Origin of the sequence: Corynebacterium haematomassiliense (genome assembly GCF_013978595.1) — a bacterium.
Classification (GTDB): domain Bacteria; phylum Actinomycetota; class Actinomycetes; order Mycobacteriales; family Mycobacteriaceae; genus Corynebacterium; species Corynebacterium lehmanniae.
Map to the genome: position 1 here is coordinate 727,805 of NZ_JACDTZ010000001.1, position 17,074 is coordinate 744,878.

Sequence of the window (17,074 nt, forward strand, 5' to 3'; positions counted from 1 at the left end):
GTTATGAATGAGCACGCATCCCCTACCTCACCTCCCACGAAGCCGCAGCTGTATAAGGCGCTCGACGGCGTCCCGATCGCTGACGTGCGCAGGTTCCGCCGGCGCCTGAAGAAGGCCAACTCGCCCGAAGCCCTGGCGGCGATTGGCGCGGACGTGGACAAGGCGGCAGCTGCCGTCGCTAAGCGTGATGCCCTCATCCCCGAGATCACCTACCCGGAGCACCTGCCGGTGTCCGCGCGGCGCGAGGACATCATGGAGCTGGTGCGCGACAACCAGGTCGTGGTGATCGCGGGCGAGACCGGCTCCGGCAAAACCACCCAGATCCCGAAGATGCTGCTGGAGCTGGGCCGCGGCCGCCGAGGCCTGATCGGGCACACACAGCCGCGCAGGCTCGCCGCACGCACCGTGGCGGAGCGCATCGCCGACGAGCTGGGCCAGGACATCGGCGAGTCCGTCGGCTACGCTATCCGCTTCGACGACCGGGTCTCCGAATCCACGGCGGTGAAGCTGATGACGGACGGCATCCTGCTCGCGGAGATGCAGCGCGACCGGTTCCTGAACGCCTACGACACGATCATCATCGACGAGGCGCACGAGCGCTCGCTGAACATCGACTTCCTTCTCGGATATTTGAAGCGGCTGCTGCCGAAGCGTCCGGATCTGAAGGTGATCGTCACCTCCGCAACCATCGACCCGGAAGCGTTTGCGAAGCACTTTGCCGACGCCGAGGGCAACCCCGCCCCCATCATCGAGGTATCTGGCCGCACCTACCCGGTGGAGATCCGCTACCGCCCGCTGGTGGAGCAGGTGCAGGCAAAAGACGGCTCCGTCAAGGAGATCGACACCGACATGATCGACGGTGTGGTCGACGCCTGCAAGGAGCTCATGGGCGAAGGCAAAGGCGACATCTTGTGCTTTTTCGCCTCCGAGCGCGACATCCGCGACTGCATGGAGGCCATTGAGAAGCAGCACTGGCGCGGCGTGGAGGTCGTGCCTTTGTTCGGCCGCCTATCGAATGCGGAGCAGCACCGGGTGTTCTCCCCGCACTCCGGCCGGCGCATCGTGTTGTCCACCAACATCGCGGAGACCTCGCTGACGGTGCCGGGGATCCACTACGTGGTGGACACCGGCCTGGCGCGCATTTCGCGCTATTCCACGCGCACCAAGGTGCAGCGCCTGCCCATCGAGGAGATCTCCCAGGCCTCCGCCAACCAGCGCTCCGGACGCTCCGGCCGTATCGCCGACGGTGTGGCCATCCGCCTGTACTCCGAGGACAACTTCGAGGCGCGCCCCGAGTTCACCGACCCGGAGATCCTGCGCACCAACCTGGCCTCCGTGGTGCTGCAGATGATCTCCCTGCGCCTCGGCGACATCAACGACTTCCCCTTCATCCAGCCGCCGGATAAGAAGGCCGTGCGCGACGGCCTGCTGCTCCTGCACGAGCTCGGCGCGATCTCGGACAAGGAACGCGACGGCGCACCCGTGCTCACCGCGGTGGGGCGCGACATCGCGCGCATCCCGGTGGACCCGAAGATGGCGCGCATGCTGGTGGAGGCCAACCGACTCGGCGTGCTCGACGACGTCACCGTGATCGTGGCCAGCATGACCATCCAGGACGTGCGCGAGCGCCCTCTGGAATACCAGGCCCAGGCCGACCAGGCCCACGCCCGGTTCAAGGACGCGACATCGGACTTCCTGTCCTCGCTCAAGCTGTGGGACTACATCGGCGACTCGCGCGACGAGCTATCCGGCAACGCCTTCCGCAAGCGCATGAAGCGCGAGTTTTTGCACTACATGCGCATCCGCGAATGGTTCGACCTGGTGCGCCAGCTTCGCGACGTGGAGCGCCAGCTGGGCTGGTCCCGAGCCGAGAACGTCGCCGGCGAGCGCGACGCCGACGCGATCCACAAGTCGCTGCTCACGGGCCTGTTGTCCAACATCGGCGCCCGAGACGGCAACTCGAAGGAGTTCCAGGGTGCGCGCGGGACGCGGTTCTTGGTCTTCCCCGGGTCGTCGCTAAGCAAAAAGCCCCCGGAGTTCCTCATGGCCGCCGAGCTGGTGGAGACCTCGCGCCTGTGGGCGCGCGACGTGGCAAAGATCGAGCCCGCCTGGGTGGAGGCTGCCGCGGGCGAGCTGATGAAGCACAGCTACTCCGAGCCTGTGTGGTCGCGGAAGCGCTCGGCCGCGATGGTGCACCAAAAGTCCATGCTCTACGGCGTGACCATCGTGCGCGACCGGCTTGTGCCTTACCACCGCGTGGATGCCGAGGGCGCGCGCAACATGTTCATCCGCCACGCCCTGCTCGAGGGCGATTGGAACCGCCACCACCACTTCATCGACCACAACGAAGCCCTGCTCGCCGAAGCCGCTGAGGTAGAGGAAAAGGTGCGCCGCCGCGGATTGGTGGTGGACGAGGACACCCTGTTCGAGTTCTACGACTCACGGCTTCCCCAGAGCGTGACCACCGCCCGCCACTTCGACTCCTGGTGGAAAAAGAAGCGGGCCGAGGACAAGCACTACTTGGACTTCGACCCCGCGGCACTTCTCGACGACGAAGGCGTGGATTCCTCCTCCGCCGCCTTCCCCGAGATCTGGCGCCAGGGCTCCATCGACTACGCGCTGCGCTACAAGTTCGAGCCGGGCGATCCTTTCGACGGCGTCACCGTGCACGTGCCGGTGCCGCTTCTGGCCAACCTGCGGCCCGACGGCTTTGACTGGCTGGTGCCGGGACTGCGTTCGGAGCTTGCCGCGGAGTACATCCGTACGCTGCCGAAGGCGCTGCGCAAGACCGTGGTGCCGGCACCAGACTTCGCCGAGCGCGCCCTCGACGCGATCCGCGCGCAGCAGGACGCCGGCGGCGTCAGCGAGCGCGAGCTGCGGGAAACACAGTTTGCCGAGGCACTTGCGGAGGCGCTTAGAAGCGTCGGCGGGCGCGGCATCAACGGTGCCGACTTCACCCCTTCTGCGCTGCCCGAGCATCTGAAAGTGACCTTCGCCGCGATTGACCGCCGCGGCAAAGTGGTCGACCACGACACGGACCTCGGTGCGTTGAAGCGCCGCCAGGCCGGCAAGATCAAGTCCTCCGTGTCCAAGGCCGGCCGCACATCTGAATCGGATGCGGTGGCGAAGTGGACTTCCGACTCCCTCGGCGCGGTGCCGGAGACGGTAACCACCACTATCGACGGCAACGAGGTCGACGCCTACCCGGCACTCGAAGCCACCAAGGACGGCGTGAAGGTCACCGTGCATCCGACGAAGGCCGCCGCGGACGCCTCGATGGTCACGGCGACGCTGACGCTGCTGCTGCGGGAGATCACGGTCAACGCGGGGCAGATGACCAAGGGGCTGCCGCTGCGGCAGAAGGTGGCGGTGGACCGCTACCCGCACGGCGGCGCCGATGGGCTTGTGGAGGACGCCCGCGTCGCTGTGATCCGCGACCTGATGTTCTCCTCCGGCGGGCCGGTGCGCTCCCCCGAGGAGTTCGACGCGCTGGTGGGCGAAATCCGGCCCCAGGTCGCAGGAGGTGTGCGCCGTGTGGTGGTCACGTTGGCGCCGGCACTCGCGGAGTACGCGAACATTGCAGCGGAGCTGCGGCAGTGGGAAGGCCCAGCTATCGACGACATGACGTCGCAGCTGCAGTTCTTCCTGCCGAAGCACGCGGTGACTGTCCACGGCATCGGCCACTTGCAGCATTTGCCCCGCTACATCGACGCGATGCGGATCCGGTTGGAGGACATGCGCCTAGATCCGGACCGCGACGCCGACCGGCAGTCCGTGATTGATTCGGTGAAGGCTTACTTGGCGCAGCGTATGAAGTCCTTGCCTGCGGGCCGGACAAAGACCAAGGCCTACAAGGACATCTTGTGGCTGATTGAGGAGCTGCGGGTGAGCCTGTTTGCGCAGCGGCTGGGCACGCCGAGACCGGTGAGCCAGCGTCGCATTGAGAAGAAGATTGACGCGCTGCGTTAGCGCCGTGGCCGCAGGCTAGAAGTCTTCGCGGTCGCGGCGGCGCATGAGCCGGATTTCGGATTCGAAGTCGTCCGCACTCTCGAACGACTTGTACACGGACGCGAAGCGCAGGTACGCCACCTCGTCGAGGGCACGCAGCGGTTCGAGGACGGCCAGACCGATCTCGTGGGCGGGCACCTGCGAGCTGCCCTGCGCGCGCACAGTCTCTTCCACTTCTTGGGCCAGACGCTTCAATGCGTCGTCGGTGACATCGCGGCCCTGGCATGCTCTGCGCACGCCGACGATGAGTTTGTCGCGGTCGAACGGTTCGCTCACGCCGTTGCGTTTCACAACAGTGAGGACGGCCTTTTCCACTGTGGTGAAACGCCCCCCGCACTCGGTGCACTCTCTGCGGCGGCGAATTGCTGAGCCGGCTTCGACCAGCCGCGAGTCAGTCACACGAGATTGCTCGTTGTGGCAAAAAGGACAAAACATGGTCTTCCACCCCCAGAGTTTTCAAGGCTTGGCGTAGCCGTGAGTCTACGCCCTGCCTAGCGCGCAGTTGCCGCCACAGCCGAATGAGCCGCCTGGCCGCTGGACATGGACGAAGGATCCTCTGTTTGCGCCGAGAAAACACCGCCGAATGCCGAACCGATAAGCAGCGCCGCAGTCATGCACACGCCGAGCAGGAGCGTATCGCGCGTCTCGTGCCGTGTTTCGAACGCGTTCACATTGGAGGAACCGTCAAGACTCCCCTTGGCAGATGAGCGAGCATCCGTTCGATGAGAGCCGGAAATCGCTCGAACACCGGCGCCGCCTGTTCGACGCTTCGGCGCGGAATCAACATCCCAGACTTCTGCCGGAGGGACCACAGATGCGGCTCCGGTGCGTCCAACTAATGTGTTGTGTACTGGATTGATTGCAACTGACATGGTGTGTCTCCCTTCTTTCTGCGGCACACTCTACGTTCGGCACCGACACGCTCGAACGTTCTAACGTTCATTTGTTCGAATACGCTTACGTGTTCGATTTATAGCATCACGTTCGATACGTGTCCACCCAATGCTTGCGCCCATCGAACATGAGTGCCCTATCTGGTAGGTTCGTAGGCGCACAACGCCACCGAGTCCAAGGAGAACGTCATGGCACGAAAGAAGTCCGATCCAGGCAACCCGGATTACAACGCGCTGTCAGACCGCCAGCGCCGGATCCTCCAGGTCATCCAAGACGCTGTGGTCCTGCGTGGCTACCCGCCGAGCATCCGCGAGATCGGTGACGCGGCCGGGCTGCAGTCCACCTCATCTGTCGCATACCAGCTCAAAGAGCTGGAGAAGAAGGGATTCCTCCGCCGCGACCCGAACAAGCCCCGCGCCGTGGACTTGCGCCAAATGCCGGAAGCCGGCCGAAAGAAGCGCAAGCCGCAAGAGGCGAAGCCGGAAGATTCTGGCAATGCCCGCTACGTGCCGGTAGTCGGACAGATTGCCGCGGGTGCCCCGATCCTCGCCGAGGAAAACGTGGACACCTACTACCCCCTGCCCGAGGAGCTGCTCGGTGACGGCGATGTGTTCATGCTCAAGGTCGTCGGCGAATCCATGCGCGACGCCGGCATCCTCGACGGCGACTGGGTGGTTGTCCGCTCCCAGCCGAACGCCGAGGAGGGCGAGTTCGTCGCGGCGTTGCTCGACGGTGAGGCGACGGTCAAGGAGTTCCATCGCGACTCCACCGGTGTGTGGCTGTTGCCCCACAACGATGCCTTCGAGCCGATTAAGGGCGACGAAGCGGAGATCATGGGGCGTGTCATCTCGGTGTTCCGTACGCTGTAGTCGGTGCGTTTGCATCGAGCAGCCGCAGCCCCACAGACCGGAAATCACATAGCGACAAGCGCAGGAGATCGATGTACGCCGAGGAGCGTAGACGCCAAATCGCGTCTTTGACCGCAGTTGAAGGCCGCGTCAACGTCACTGAGTTGGCGCAGCGCTTCGACGTCACCGCGGAGACCATCCGCCGTGACCTTTCGGCATTGCACGACGAAGGCGCTGTGCACCGCGTCCACGGCGGCGCGGTGGCGAGCCAGTCTTACCGCTCGACGGAAATTCCGCTGGATACGCGTCAGCGCGCCTCCCTTGCCGCTAAAGCCGCGATTGCGGAAACCGCGCTGCAGTTCGTGCCGGATGCGCAAAGTTGCACCATCTTTTTGGACTCGGGCACGACGATCAGCAGCCTGGGCAAGCGTCTGGCGGAGACCCGCGGGGACCGGGAGTACTCGGTGGTGACCAACTCCATCCCCACTGCATTGGAGCTGAGCGATTCCGGATTGCACGATGTGCAGCTTCTCGGCGGCTCAGTCCGGCCGATCAGTCAGGCAGTCGTCGGCAGTACCGCGCTTCGCACCCTCGCTCTGTTGCGCGCCGACGTGGCGTTCGTGGGCACCAACGCGTTGTCCATCGGCCACGGCCTGTCCACTGTGGACGCCAAGGAGGCGGCGGTGAAGGCCGCGATGGTCACCAACGCCCGCAGGGTTGTCGTGTTGTGCGACTCCACGAAGCTGGGCAACGACTATGTGGTCAGCTTCGCGCCGCTTACGGACGTCGACGTGGTGATCACCGACGCCGAAGCGCCCTCCGCGTTCGTGGACGAACTGCGCTCGCACGGTATCGAGGTCGTGCTCGCGCAACCCCAGTAACCCTCGGGGCGCCACCCGACGTCTTCCACAGGGGCGTTCTTTGACTTTCTGCGCGAAAATGGTGGCACCTTCGCATGCATGCGACCTACACTCGTTGCAGACCTGAATGAAAAACAACGGAAAGGACACCCGAATGGCTTCCAAGACTGTGAAGGTCGGTTCCACCGTCGGGCTGCACGCTCGCCCGGCCACGGTGATCGCAGATGCTGCCGGCGAGTACGACGACGAGATCCTGCTGACGCTTGTCGGCGGCGACGAGGACGACGAGACCGATGCCGCATCCTCGCTGATGATCATGGCGATGGGCGCGGAGCACGGCGACGAGGTCACTGTCACTTCCGACAACGCCGATGCCGTGGAGAAGATTGCGGCGCTGATCGAGCAGAACCTCGACGAGGAGTAAGCGCTTTTCGCTTTACGACGAGCTAACGCCCGGGCACACGTCGCCCGGGCGTTTTCGCGTGCAGCAAGTACCGGACGCTAGAACGTCGACGGCTTCGGCACCTCGAAGTCCTTGCGGTACTGCCCCTCCCCCAAGGTGTCGTACGCCCAACGCATCAGCGGGTAGATCACGATGATGCCGACGGAGCCCAGCGCGATGCCTTCCAGCGTTACAGCGCCCACATCGAGAGTGAGGTTGCCGATGCCCACAATCAGCGCGACCGCGGCCGCGGTGAGGTTCGCGGGATCGGTGAAGTCCACCTTGTTGTCCTGCCAGATACGCACGCCCAGCATGCCGATGAGCCCGTAGAGCACCAGGCACGCGCCGCCGAGCACGCCGGCGGGGATGGTGAAGATCACGGCACCGAACTTCGGGATGAACGCCAGCACAATCGCAAACGCGGCGGCGACCCAATACGCTGCGGTGGAGTACACCTTCGTCGCCGCCATCACGCCAATGTTCTCGGCGTAGGTGGTGGTGCCGGACCCGCCGAAGCCGCCGGCGAGCGTGGTGGCGATACCGTCGCCGATCAGCGCGCGACCCTGCATGTCGTCGAGGTTGCGTCCAGTCATCTCGGATACGGCCTTGACGTGGCCGACGTTCTCCGCGATCAGCACGACCAGCACCGGCAGGGTCACCAGCACGGCGGAGACGTGGAACTCCGGGCGGTGGAACTGCGGCAGGCCGATCCACGGGGCGTCGGCGATCGTTTGCAGTGCGTCCTCACCCAAGCCGCCCGTCAAGGCCGCGAACAGCCAGCCGACGAGCACGCCGATGAGGATGGATAGACGCGAGAGCAGGCCGCGGGTGGCCACGGTGACCACCACAACCGTCAGCAGCGTTACCGCCGCGACCCAGGGTTGGGTTTCCACGTTCGACACCGCGGTCGGCGCCAGGTTGAAGCCGATGAGCGCGACGATGGCGCCGGTGACCACGGGCGGCATCACCGCGTCGATGACGCGTTTGCCCGCCCATTCAACGACGATGCCGACAAGGATGAGCGCCACACCGGTCAGCAGCACCCCGCCCAGCTGCGCGCCGACGCCATACTGCTGCGAAGCCGTCAGCGGAGCGATAAAGGCGAAGGACGAACCCAGGTAGCTGGGCACTTTATTGCGGGTGATCAGCAAGAAGATGATGGTGCCCAGGCCGGAGAACAGCAGCGTGGTGTTCACCGGGAATCCGGTCAGGGTGGGCACCAGCAGTGTGGCTCCGAACATTGCAACCACGTGCTGCATGCCGATGCCGATGGTGCGCGGCCAGCTCAGCCGCTCGTCCGGGGCGACAACAGCCCCGGGGCGCACTGTGCGCCCGTCTCCGTGAATGGTCCAGCCGAAAGTGTTAGTCACGAAATGCCATTATCACCCCTCCACTGATTTTTCCTGTGCCGGGGGTGCCTGGCGGGCAAAGTAGATAGCTCTCAGTGTGGCCTTGCTATTTTGAGCACCATGGAAATCATTGTGCGCCCCACCGCCGAAGAAGTAGGCGTGTCCGCAGCCGACATCATCGAACCGTTCGTGCGAAGCGGCGCGACCCTCGGCCTGGCCACGGGTTCGACCCCGACCCCCACGTACATGGAGTTGATCCGCCGCCACCGCGAGGAAGGCTTGAGCTTCGCGCAGTGCGACGCGTTCCTCCTGGACGAGTACGTCGGCCTGGAACGCTCCGACGAGCAGTCTTACTACGCCACCATCCGCCGAGAATTCACCAGCCATGTCGACATCGACGATGCAAAGGTGCAGTCTCTCGACGGCCTGTCGGCGGACACCGAGGCTGAAACCCGCAGCTACGAGCAGCGCATCGCAGCCGCCGGCGGCGTGGACGTGCAAATCCTCGGTGTGGGCGCCAACGGCCATATCGCGTTCAACGAGCCGCCCAGCGCCCTTGATTCGCGCACGCGCGAAATCAACCTGCACCCCACCACGGTGGCGGACAACGCCCGCTTCTTCGACAACGAGGACCAGGTGCCGCGCAAGGCCCTGACCCAGGGCGTGGGCACCATCATGGAGGCGCACACCATCGTGCTCATCGCCACCGGCCCGAACAAGGCCGACGCGGTCAAGGCGCTGGTGGAGGGACCGGTGTCCCCGGGCTGCCCGGCGTCGGTGCTGCAGAACCACCCGCGCACCACGGTCATCCTCGACGATGATGCCGCGGCGAAGCTCAACCGATAGCTAGCTGACTACGAACTCCGCGTACTGCTCGGCCAGGACGCGGGGCAATCGGACGTCGATACGCGTGCCTGCCTCCTCGTATTCCTCCGAGCGCACCGTGCCCTCGTCGTGGACGCGGCTGACCACGTCGCCGCGGGTGTAGGGCACCACCATGGTCACGTGCGCGTCAACGGAGTTGAGGTGCTGCTCGATGCGCGCCTCAAGCTCCTCAATCCCCTCGCCGGTCAGCGCGGAGACGAACACTGCCGTGCGGCCGGTTTTTTCAAACGCGTGGCGCAGCTCGGCCAGCACCAGCGGGTCGGCCTCGTCGATCTTGTTGACCACCACGATCTCCGGGGGCATTTCCTCGCCGGAATCGCGGGTGACCTCGGCGAGCACCTCGTTGACGGCCTCGATCTGCTTCAGCGGGAACGCATCCGAACCGTCCACGACGTGCAGCAAAAGGTCGGCGCCGGCGACCTCTTCAAGCGTGGACTTGAACGCCTCAACCAACTGCGTGGGCAGGTGGCGCACAAACCCGACAGTGTCGGTGAGCACCACGTTGCGCCCGTCCGCGAGCTTCGCCTTGCGTGTGGACGGGTCCAGGGTGGCAAACAGCGCGTCCTCCACCAGCACGCCGGCACCCGTCATCGCGTTGATCAGCGAGGACTTGCCCGCGTTGGTGTAGCCGGCAATCGCGATCTTCGGGATGGTGGAGCGCTGGCGCTGCGCGCGCTTGACCTCGCGCGCCGTGGTCATGTCGCGCAGCTGGTGGCGCAGCTTCGCCATCTCGGTGCGCAGGCGGCGGCGGTCCGCCTCAATACGCGTCTCACCGGGGCCACGCAAGCCCACGCCGCCGTTGGAGCCGGCGCGGCCGCCAGCCTGGCGCGACAGGTTGCCGCCCCAACCGCGGGTGCGGCTGTACAGGTACTCCATCTGCGCGAGGCTCACCTGGGCTTTGCCCTCTTTGCTCTTCGCGTGCTGGGCGAAGATGTCCAAGATAAGCATGGTGCGGTCGATCACCTTGATCTTTAGCGCTTCCTCAAGCGCGATCATCTGCGACGGCGAGAGCTCGCCGTCGAAAATCACTGTATCCGCGCCGGTGGCCTGCACGATCTCGCGCAGCTCCGCCACCTTGCCTGAGCCGATGTAGGTGCCCGGGTCCGGCTTGTCGCGCTTCTGGTACAGCATGTCCAGCACGTCGGCGCCAGCAGTTTTCGCCAGCGCCGCCAGCTCCCACATGCTCGCCTCCATCTCCGCAGTGGTTCCCTCAGTCCACGCGCCGACGAGGAGCACTTCCTCCAGGCGGAGCTTGCGGTACTCAACCTCGTACCCGTCGGTCTGTTCTTCAGAGCGGAGTTCGGTGGCTCCGGTAACGCTGCGGAACGCGTTGCGGTCGGCGAGGTCCAGCGCACCGACCGTGGGTTCCGCACCGGGCTGTGGCTCGTTGTGGCGAAACGCCTGTCGCAGCAGCTCGTCGTGGGTGCGCTGCTCGGGCGTCAGTTCGTCTTCAAGCAAAAAGCGATCTTTCCTGTGTGTTGAATCTGTCACTGCCATATCTACCCGATTAAACGCGGCAAGGCCCAGGATTCTTCCCGGTTGGGGCGATTGACTAGAATCTACGGCCATGAGCACAGCAGTCAGCACCGATCTTTCCGCACTCGGCTTGAGCTTTAACAAGTGGCAGGACGCGGTCGAAGCCGCGATCGCCACCGACCGCCTCGCCGTCGTCGGCGAAGTCCGGGGAGGCCAGCTGATCCAGTACACCGACCCGTCTGGCGCGCAGCTGAACATCCTGGCTGTGGAGCCGTTCGCCACCTTCGCGGGCTTCGAGTCGGTCACCCGCACTTATGCGCACATCACGCCGCTTAACGACGTCGTCGCGCTTGCCGATGTGGTCGACCCCCGCGGCAACGCCATGGCGTCGCTGACAGTGAACCTCGCGCAGGAGCCGCTGCTTGTGGACGATCCCGCGCTCGAGTGGCAGGAACTGTCCGTCACAGCCCTGGGCCTGGCGGTGGACCGCTACGAATCCACCGAGGCCTACCTGGCCCTGCACCCGGGCGCCGTTGTCGGCACCGTAGCTTCCCCCGGCGCCGAGGCCGTGGCAAGCGGCAGCGCCACCACCCCGGATGCGAGCGCCGAGTTTTCGGCCCGCGTGCTAGAGGCGGAGTACCGCACCTCCGCGCTGACCGGCCAGCGCTTCATCCACGTCTCCGTCGATGCGGCGTTCCCGTTCGACGTGTGCCTGCCCGACGGCGAGCTGCCCGCACGCGATTCCGTGATCGCGGGCACCGCCGTGATGGCCGGCTCCATTCCGACGCCTTCCGGCAGCGGCTGCGGGGGCTGCGGCGGATCCTGCGGGTGCGGCGGCCACTAGCCGTTACAGGGGCTTCCCGATGAGCTCACCGAACAGGGATCTCTCAAGAGCGCTGATCGGCGCACTCGTGCTCGCTGCCGTTGTGCTGCTGGTGTTCACGCTCAAACTGCCGGGTCTAATGCTGTCGGCTCTGCTGATCATCGGGGCAATCTTGCTCGTGCGACGCGTGCAGATTGACCCGGAGGTGCTGGCGATCCGATCGTCGCTGCAGTATGCGCGCGACGACATCGCCGAGGTGCTCGACGCCTACGAGCTGCTGCAGCACGGTGCGTCCGCTTCCGACATCGCGGACCGCACGTTGCACTACCCTGCCCTGGCCAACCCGGATAACTCGGTGCCGCAAGTCAACGAGTTTCTCCTGCGGGCTTCTTCAGCCCGCCGCTTTTTGGAGCGCATCGACGGCTACCTGGAGTCCACCTCCACCGACAAGGCGCAGTTGGAGCGCATCCTGACTGTCGCCGACGAGCGCGCCTTCGAACTGCAGGAGGCCTGGGACGACGCACGCCGGGCCGCGAAAGACATCGGCCCGGCGTAGGTCTTCGGCTTACAGCTCGTCCGCCAGCTCCCCGCGGAACACGATCGTGGACGGGCCGGTCATCGTGGCCTCGCCGCCGTCAAGCACGACCTCAACGGCCCCGCCCGGGACGTTGACGATCACGGAGCCGTTTTCGATGCCCGCGTCCGCAAGAGCCGCCTGCGCGGCGGCGACGGTACCGGTGCCGCAGGAGCGGGTCTCGCCCACGCCGCGCTCCCACACGCGCATGTGCACGCCTCCCTGATCCAGCTCCGTGAGCACCTCCACGTTCACCCCCTTGGGGAAGAACTCTGGGTCGAACTCCGGAGCCGTAAACTCCATGTCCGCAAGATCCGAAGAAGTCATACCCGGGATCACGCACGCCAAGTGCGGGTTGCCCACGTCCACGCCGATGCCGGCGAACTGGGCCTCCCCCATGGACGCGGTGGAGACGCCGGTGACCTCAACGCGGCCCATGCCCACAGACACAATCGCATCGGCACAGTCGGCAGAGATCACCCGGATGTGCTTGACGCCGGCGCGGGTATCCACGTCGAACTCGGTGGCGTCCTCCAGCCCCTCGGCCACCAGCACGTGGGCGAACGCGCGGATGCCGTTGCCGCACATCTCCGCGACGGTGCCGTCGGCGTTGCGGTAGTCCATGAACCACATGCCGTCTGTTCCCCCGCGGCGCACCACGCGCAGCAACCCGTCTCCGCCGACGCCGGCGCGACGGTCGCAGAGGAAGGCGACCTGCTCCGGGGTCACGTCGAGGGTGTCCTCAACGTCGATGAGGACGACGAAGTCGTTTTCGGTGGCGTGCGCTTTGATAAATTTCACGCCAGCGAGTCTAACGCGGCGCCCACAACGTCCGCGCCGGCCGCGTCCAGCCACACGGTTCGCGGGTCGCGGTTAAACCAGGAGCGCTGGCGGCGCACGTACCGGCGCGTGCCGGTGATCGTCTGCGCCACGGCCTCGTCTTCGGTGAGCTCGCCGTCGAGCATCGCCAGCACCTGCGCGTAGCCGATCGCGCGGCCGGCGGTGGATTCTCGCACGAGGCCGGCGTCCACCAGGCCACGTGTTTCGTCGATAAGCCCCTGCTCAAACATCATGCGCGTGCGCAGCTCGATGCGCGGGTTCAACCACTCGGCGTTCGTGCGCAGCCCCAGGATGCGCGTGCCCCAGCGGGGTGCTGCGTTCTTCGGCGGCTGCGACGCCTGGAACGGTTTGCCGGTCAGCTCGATAACCTCGAGGGCGCGCACGGTGCGGCGCGGGTCCTTGTCCTCGATGGTGCGGGCGGCAGCCGGGTCCACCTCGGCCAGCTCCGCGTGCAGCGCGTCCACGCCGATCTCGGCCAAGCGTTCCTCGTACTTCGCGCGCACGGTGGGGTCGGTGGGCGGGAACGACCAGGCGTCGATAAGCGATTGCACGTACAGCATCGAACCGCCCACCAGCACCGGCATCTTGCCGCGCGACATGATTTCTTCCACCGTCGCCACCGCGAGCGACTGGTACTCAGCCACCGAGGCGGTGCGCGTGACCTCCCAGATGTCCAGCAGGTGGTGCGGGATGCCCTCGCGCTCCTCCACGGGAAGCTTCGCGGTGCCGATGTCCATGCCTTTGTACAGCTGCATGGAGTCCACGTTGACCACTTCGCCGTCGAACTCGTGCGCCAGCGCGATGCCTAGCGCGGACTTGCCGCTGGCGGTCGGGCCCACTACTGCGATCGGTTTCATACGCTCCACTCCGCTACGTAGCGCCCCACGCCCAGGGTGTCGTCGTGGTCCAGCAATGTCGCCTTATGTGGCCGCAGCGCCGCCAGTTCGTGCCACAACGCGGGTTCGAGCAATTGCTTATCGACGACCTCCGGTTGCCCACCGTCCAGCCACCCGCACAGACGCCGGTGGTACTCCGGCGCGCCGTCGACCAGCGCGAGCGGGGCTCGCGGTGTCAGCCCGGCCGGGCCGTCTAGCACCACCACGGTCACCACGTCCGGGTCGGGGGTGCCGATCTCCCCGCGGACCTCGCGTACCTCCGGGTCCCCCAGTGCGAACCGTGCGACCAGCTCGCCCAGGTGGTTGCCCGCGCGCACGGTGATCTCCGGCCCACCCCAGGCGGTGAAGGACCCAGTGTGGGCGGTGTACCAGCGCTCATCCTGCGAGCAGACAATGTCGATGGCCCTGCCACCGGCGGTTTCTGCGAGCGCGCGGACGGCCTGTAGGAGGCGTTGCGAAGCGGCGTCGCTAGGCGAAAGCGCGAGTGCCGGCGATCCCGGCACGATCCAGAGGTTGGGTCTCACGCGCACAACCCTACCCAGCGCCCCGTTTGCTCCCCGCAGGGCGTGAAGTGCCGGTAATATCGCACGCATTGCGCAAGGCAGCCGCGACGCGCGGCACAGTGCGGCCAGGTCAAAGGCCGCGGAAAGGATGTCCACCATGACCGATTCGAACTCCACTCCGACCCCGGGCACCAAGGCGCCGTCGCCGGCAGCGATGGCGAAGAAGCCAGGGCCGCGCCCAGGGGCAGCGGCAAAGACCGTCACCCCGGCTCCCCTGCCGGCGCGCGAGCCGTCGGACCCGTCCAAGTTCGGTCGCGTTGACGACGAGGGCAACGTCTTTCTCACACGCGGCGGCGAGGAGCGTCAGATCGGCTCCTGGCAGGCGGGCACGCCCGCAGAAGGCCTGGCACACTACGGCCAGCGCTACGACGACCTGGTCACCGAGGTGGAGCTCATCGAGACGCGCCTGCGCGCCCACCCTGAGGACGCTGATGCGCTGCGCAAGTCCGCAGAGGCACTCAAGGCATCGCTTGCGGACGCGGCCGTGATCGGCGACATCGACGCCGTGGAGGCGCGTCTGGACAAGGCGATCGACGCTACCGATACCGCGCGCGAGAAGGCGAAGGAGCAGAAGGCGCAGCGCCGTCAACAAGCAATTGCCCTCAAGGAAGCGCTGGCTGCTGAGGCCGAGGACCTGGCGGAAAACTCCACGGAGTGGAAGGCCGCGGGCGACCGCATCCGCGCGATCTTGGAGGAGTGGCGCGGTATCCGCGGCATCGACCGCGCAACCGACGACGAGCTGTGGAAGCGCTACTCGCGCGCCCGCGACAGCTTCAACCGCCGCCGTGGCTCCCACTTCGCCGAGCTGGACCGCAACCGCGCGCAGGCTAGGAAGACCAAGGAAGAGCTGGTCGAGCGCGCCGAGGCGCTGAAGGACTCCACCGACTGGGGCCACACCGCCCGCGCCTACCGCGACCTGATGACGGAGTGGAAGGCCGCCGGCCGCGCCCCGCGCGAGGTGGACGACAAGCTGTGGGAGCGCTTCCGCGCGGCCCAGGACCACTTCTTCGAGGCCCGCAACGCCGTCAACGCAGAGCGCGACCGCGAATTCGAGGCCAACGCCGAGGCGAAGGACGCGCTGATTTCCGAGTACGACTCGCTGATCGACCCCGCAAAGGGCCTCGGCGCGGCGAAGGCGAAGCTGCGCGAGCTGCAGGACAAGTGGGACGAGATCGGCTTTGTCCCGCGCGGGCGCGTGCGCGAGTTCGAGGACAAGATCGGCCGCATCGAGCAGCGCGTGTCCGAGGCGGAGGATTCCCGCTGGCGCAAGACCGACCCGGCGCAGCAGGACAAGGTCAACCAGTTCCAGGTCAAGGCCGACGACTTTATCAAGCAGGCCGAGGCCGCCGAGGCCAAGGGCGACGCCACTAAGGCCGCTTCCCTGCGCGAGCAGGCGAAGCAGTGGCAGGAGTTCGCCGACGTCGCCGCCAAGGCCGTCAACGAGGGCTAGTAAGTTAGCGCGAGTGCTCCACCCCCACCTTTTCGCCCCCCGACCCGACCACGGCGATGATGCCGAGGCCGTGGTCGGGGGCTACGCCTTTTCCGCCACGTTGGCCATCCAGGACATCACGGGTCTTGCCACCTCCGGCGTGTCCGCGGCCCACATTGCCAAGCGCCTCGAGCCCTCCGCCGAGTCCGAGGCCATGCTGTTCGGCTTAGTTTCAACGCAGCACCTGCGGCCGGTCACCGACCTGGGTTACCCGGAGCTGTTCGCCGAAGACCTCGACTTCCTCGACGCCTGGCTGTTCGTCTCCCTGCCCCTACTGGAGGACCGCGGGGTGATCGAGGCGAACTTCACCTTCGACTCCGAGCTCGCGCCCCTTCCGGGCGAGCCCATCCCCGACGCGCCGTGGGAAAGCGCGCTGAAGCTTCTCGACGACCTATCGGCCCGCCTTTCCCGCCACACCCGTCAACTGTGGGTGACCCACGCCCTCGAGGCCGATGAGCCGCCGCACGTACGGGGCTACGGCTACCAGGCAGCGTTCCGGGAGGACCAGGGCACGTTTTCCGTCTCCGCGATTGAGGGGTTGCCTGATGCTGCGGATGCCGAGTTCGCGGTGGTCCAGGGCCCCGGCTTCTCAGCGCGGCGAAACGCTGCGCCTGGCGAACTGGAGCAGTTCTCCCGTTTGCTCACCTCGGCCTCGCGCGACTACCCCCGCGGCGAGCTGGTCATGGACACCATCGAGTGGGACCTCGCCCGCATTCAGGACGCCGGTGCCAGGTTGCAGGACCGTGGCGGCTCCCAGCTCACTGGCCTGGCATATGTCAACGACGAGTGCGTCGGTCTTTGCGAGGTTGTCCGGTACTTTTCGGACGACCCGAAAGTTTGCGAACTCGGTTTGATCTACCTGCTTCCCGAGCACCGCGGCCGCGGCATCGGCTCCGCACTGCTGCGCGCGTCGCTCACGCGCGCCAAAGAGACCTGGGAGGACCTGGAGACGGTCTACTGCTCCTACCCCGCCGACTCCCCCGCGGCGAACGCGATCATGAGGGGCCTTGACGCGGAGGTGGTTTCCTCCACCACCGCGTGGCAGAAACCGTAGGCAGTGCGCTCCTTGTAAATGCCGATATCGGCGTTTACAAGGTGAGCCGCCACAAAAGCCCAGGTCGCGGGTC

16 protein-coding genes are annotated in these 17,074 nt (G+C 66.1%); 9 read left to right on the plus strand and 7 right to left on the minus strand.

Annotated elements, in window-relative coordinates:
* The first annotated feature begins 3 nt into the window (after nucleotides 1-3).
* Entirely contained in the window at nucleotides 4-3,969 is a 3,966-nt protein-coding gene (hrpA, locus tag H0193_RS03520) for an ATP-dependent RNA helicase HrpA (protein WP_181888575.1), read from the plus strand.
* A gap of 15 nt (nucleotides 3,970-3,984) precedes the next feature.
* On the opposite strand, the gene nrdR is transcribed toward hrpA, so the two are convergent.
* Nucleotides 3,985-4,443 (minus strand): transcriptional regulator NrdR, encoded by a 459-nt coding sequence (gene nrdR, locus H0193_RS03525; protein ID WP_034998765.1) that lies wholly within the window; start codon nucleotides 4,441-4,443, stop codon nucleotides 3,985-3,987.
* Nucleotides 4,444-4,499: 56 nt separating this feature from the next.
* Complete coding sequence (locus H0193_RS03530; RefSeq protein ID WP_181888576.1) at nucleotides 4,500-4,880, minus strand: hypothetical protein; 381 nt, start codon at nucleotides 4,878-4,880, stop codon at nucleotides 4,500-4,502.
* 210 nt (nucleotides 4,881-5,090) lie between these two features.
* Between H0193_RS03530 and lexA the strand changes: the two genes are divergently transcribed.
* The 3 genes from lexA (at nucleotide 5,091) to H0193_RS03545 (ending at nucleotide 7,034) form a co-directional block, all read left to right on the plus strand.
* The gene (lexA, locus tag H0193_RS03535) at nucleotides 5,091-5,771 is read left to right on the plus strand and encodes a transcriptional repressor LexA (protein WP_181888577.1); all 681 of its coding nucleotides are present in this window, start codon (nucleotides 5,091-5,093) and stop codon (nucleotides 5,769-5,771) included.
* Between the two features lie 71 nt (nucleotides 5,772-5,842).
* A complete protein-coding gene (locus H0193_RS03540) occupies nucleotides 5,843-6,631 on the plus strand; it encodes a DeoR/GlpR family DNA-binding transcription regulator (protein WP_181888578.1) in 789 nt (262 codons plus the stop codon).
* Between the two features lie 133 nt (nucleotides 6,632-6,764).
* A complete protein-coding gene (locus tag H0193_RS03545; protein WP_181888579.1) occupies nucleotides 6,765-7,034 on the plus strand; it encodes an HPr family phosphocarrier protein in 270 nt (89 codons plus the stop codon).
* 77 nt (nucleotides 7,035-7,111) lie between these two features.
* Here the strand turns inward: H0193_RS03545 and H0193_RS03550 are convergent, their stop codons facing one another.
* Nucleotides 7,112-8,422 (minus strand): solute carrier family 23 protein, encoded by a 1,311-nt coding sequence (locus H0193_RS03550; protein ID WP_181888580.1) that lies wholly within the window; start codon nucleotides 8,420-8,422, stop codon nucleotides 7,112-7,114.
* A 99-nt stretch (nucleotides 8,423-8,521) separates the two neighbouring features.
* Between H0193_RS03550 and nagB the strand changes: the two genes are divergently transcribed.
* Complete coding sequence (nagB, locus tag H0193_RS03555) at nucleotides 8,522-9,247, plus strand: glucosamine-6-phosphate deaminase (protein WP_181888581.1); 726 nt, start codon at nucleotides 8,522-8,524, stop codon at nucleotides 9,245-9,247.
* Here nagB and hflX read toward each other — a convergent pair whose 3' ends face one another.
* On the minus strand, nucleotides 9,248-10,783 hold the full coding sequence (hflX, locus tag H0193_RS03560; RefSeq protein WP_181888582.1) for a GTPase HflX: 1,536 nt from the start codon (nucleotides 10,781-10,783) through the stop codon (nucleotides 9,248-9,250).
* A gap of 70 nt (nucleotides 10,784-10,853) precedes the next feature.
* On the opposite strand from hflX, the gene H0193_RS03565 reads away from it, so the two are divergent.
* Both H0193_RS03565 and H0193_RS03570 read left to right on the plus strand, forming a co-directional pair.
* On the plus strand, nucleotides 10,854-11,606 hold the full coding sequence (locus H0193_RS03565; protein WP_181888583.1) for a hypothetical protein: 753 nt from the start codon (nucleotides 10,854-10,856) through the stop codon (nucleotides 11,604-11,606).
* Between the two features lie 19 nt (nucleotides 11,607-11,625).
* The gene (locus H0193_RS03570) at nucleotides 11,626-12,141 is read left to right on the plus strand and encodes a hypothetical protein (protein ID WP_181888584.1); all 516 of its coding nucleotides are present in this window, start codon (nucleotides 11,626-11,628) and stop codon (nucleotides 12,139-12,141) included.
* Between the two features lie 9 nt (nucleotides 12,142-12,150).
* Here H0193_RS03570 and dapF read toward each other — a convergent pair whose 3' ends face one another.
* From dapF to H0193_RS03585, 3 genes are read right to left on the minus strand one after another with little or no spacing between them, the layout of a single operon-like run.
* A complete protein-coding gene (dapF, locus tag H0193_RS03575) occupies nucleotides 12,151-12,960 on the minus strand; it encodes a diaminopimelate epimerase (protein WP_181888585.1) in 810 nt (269 codons plus the stop codon).
* The gene (gene miaA / locus H0193_RS03580; RefSeq protein ID WP_181888586.1) at nucleotides 12,957-13,856 is read right to left on the minus strand and encodes a tRNA (adenosine(37)-N6)-dimethylallyltransferase MiaA; all 900 of its coding nucleotides are present in this window, start codon (nucleotides 13,854-13,856) and stop codon (nucleotides 12,957-12,959) included. The genes dapF and miaA overlap by 4 nt, the downstream gene beginning before the upstream one ends.
* Complete coding sequence (locus H0193_RS03585) at nucleotides 13,853-14,419, minus strand: hypothetical protein (protein WP_181888587.1); 567 nt, start codon at nucleotides 14,417-14,419, stop codon at nucleotides 13,853-13,855. Before H0193_RS03585 ends, miaA begins: the two co-directional genes overlap by 4 nt.
* A 127-nt stretch (nucleotides 14,420-14,546) precedes the next feature.
* Here H0193_RS03585 and H0193_RS03590 point away from each other — a divergent pair, with 127 nt between their 5' ends.
* Both H0193_RS03590 and H0193_RS12505 read left to right on the plus strand, forming a co-directional pair.
* Entirely contained in the window at nucleotides 14,547-15,908 is a 1,362-nt protein-coding gene (locus tag H0193_RS03590; protein ID WP_181888588.1) for a DUF349 domain-containing protein, read from the plus strand.
* Between the two features lie 13 nt (nucleotides 15,909-15,921).
* Nucleotides 15,922-17,001 carry a GNAT family N-acetyltransferase gene (locus tag H0193_RS12505; RefSeq protein ID WP_181888589.1) on the plus strand — a complete coding sequence of 360 codons (1,080 nt, stop codon included), beginning with the start codon at nucleotides 15,922-15,924 and terminating at the stop codon, nucleotides 16,999-17,001.
* The last annotated feature ends 73 nt before the right edge of the window (nucleotides 17,002-17,074 follow it).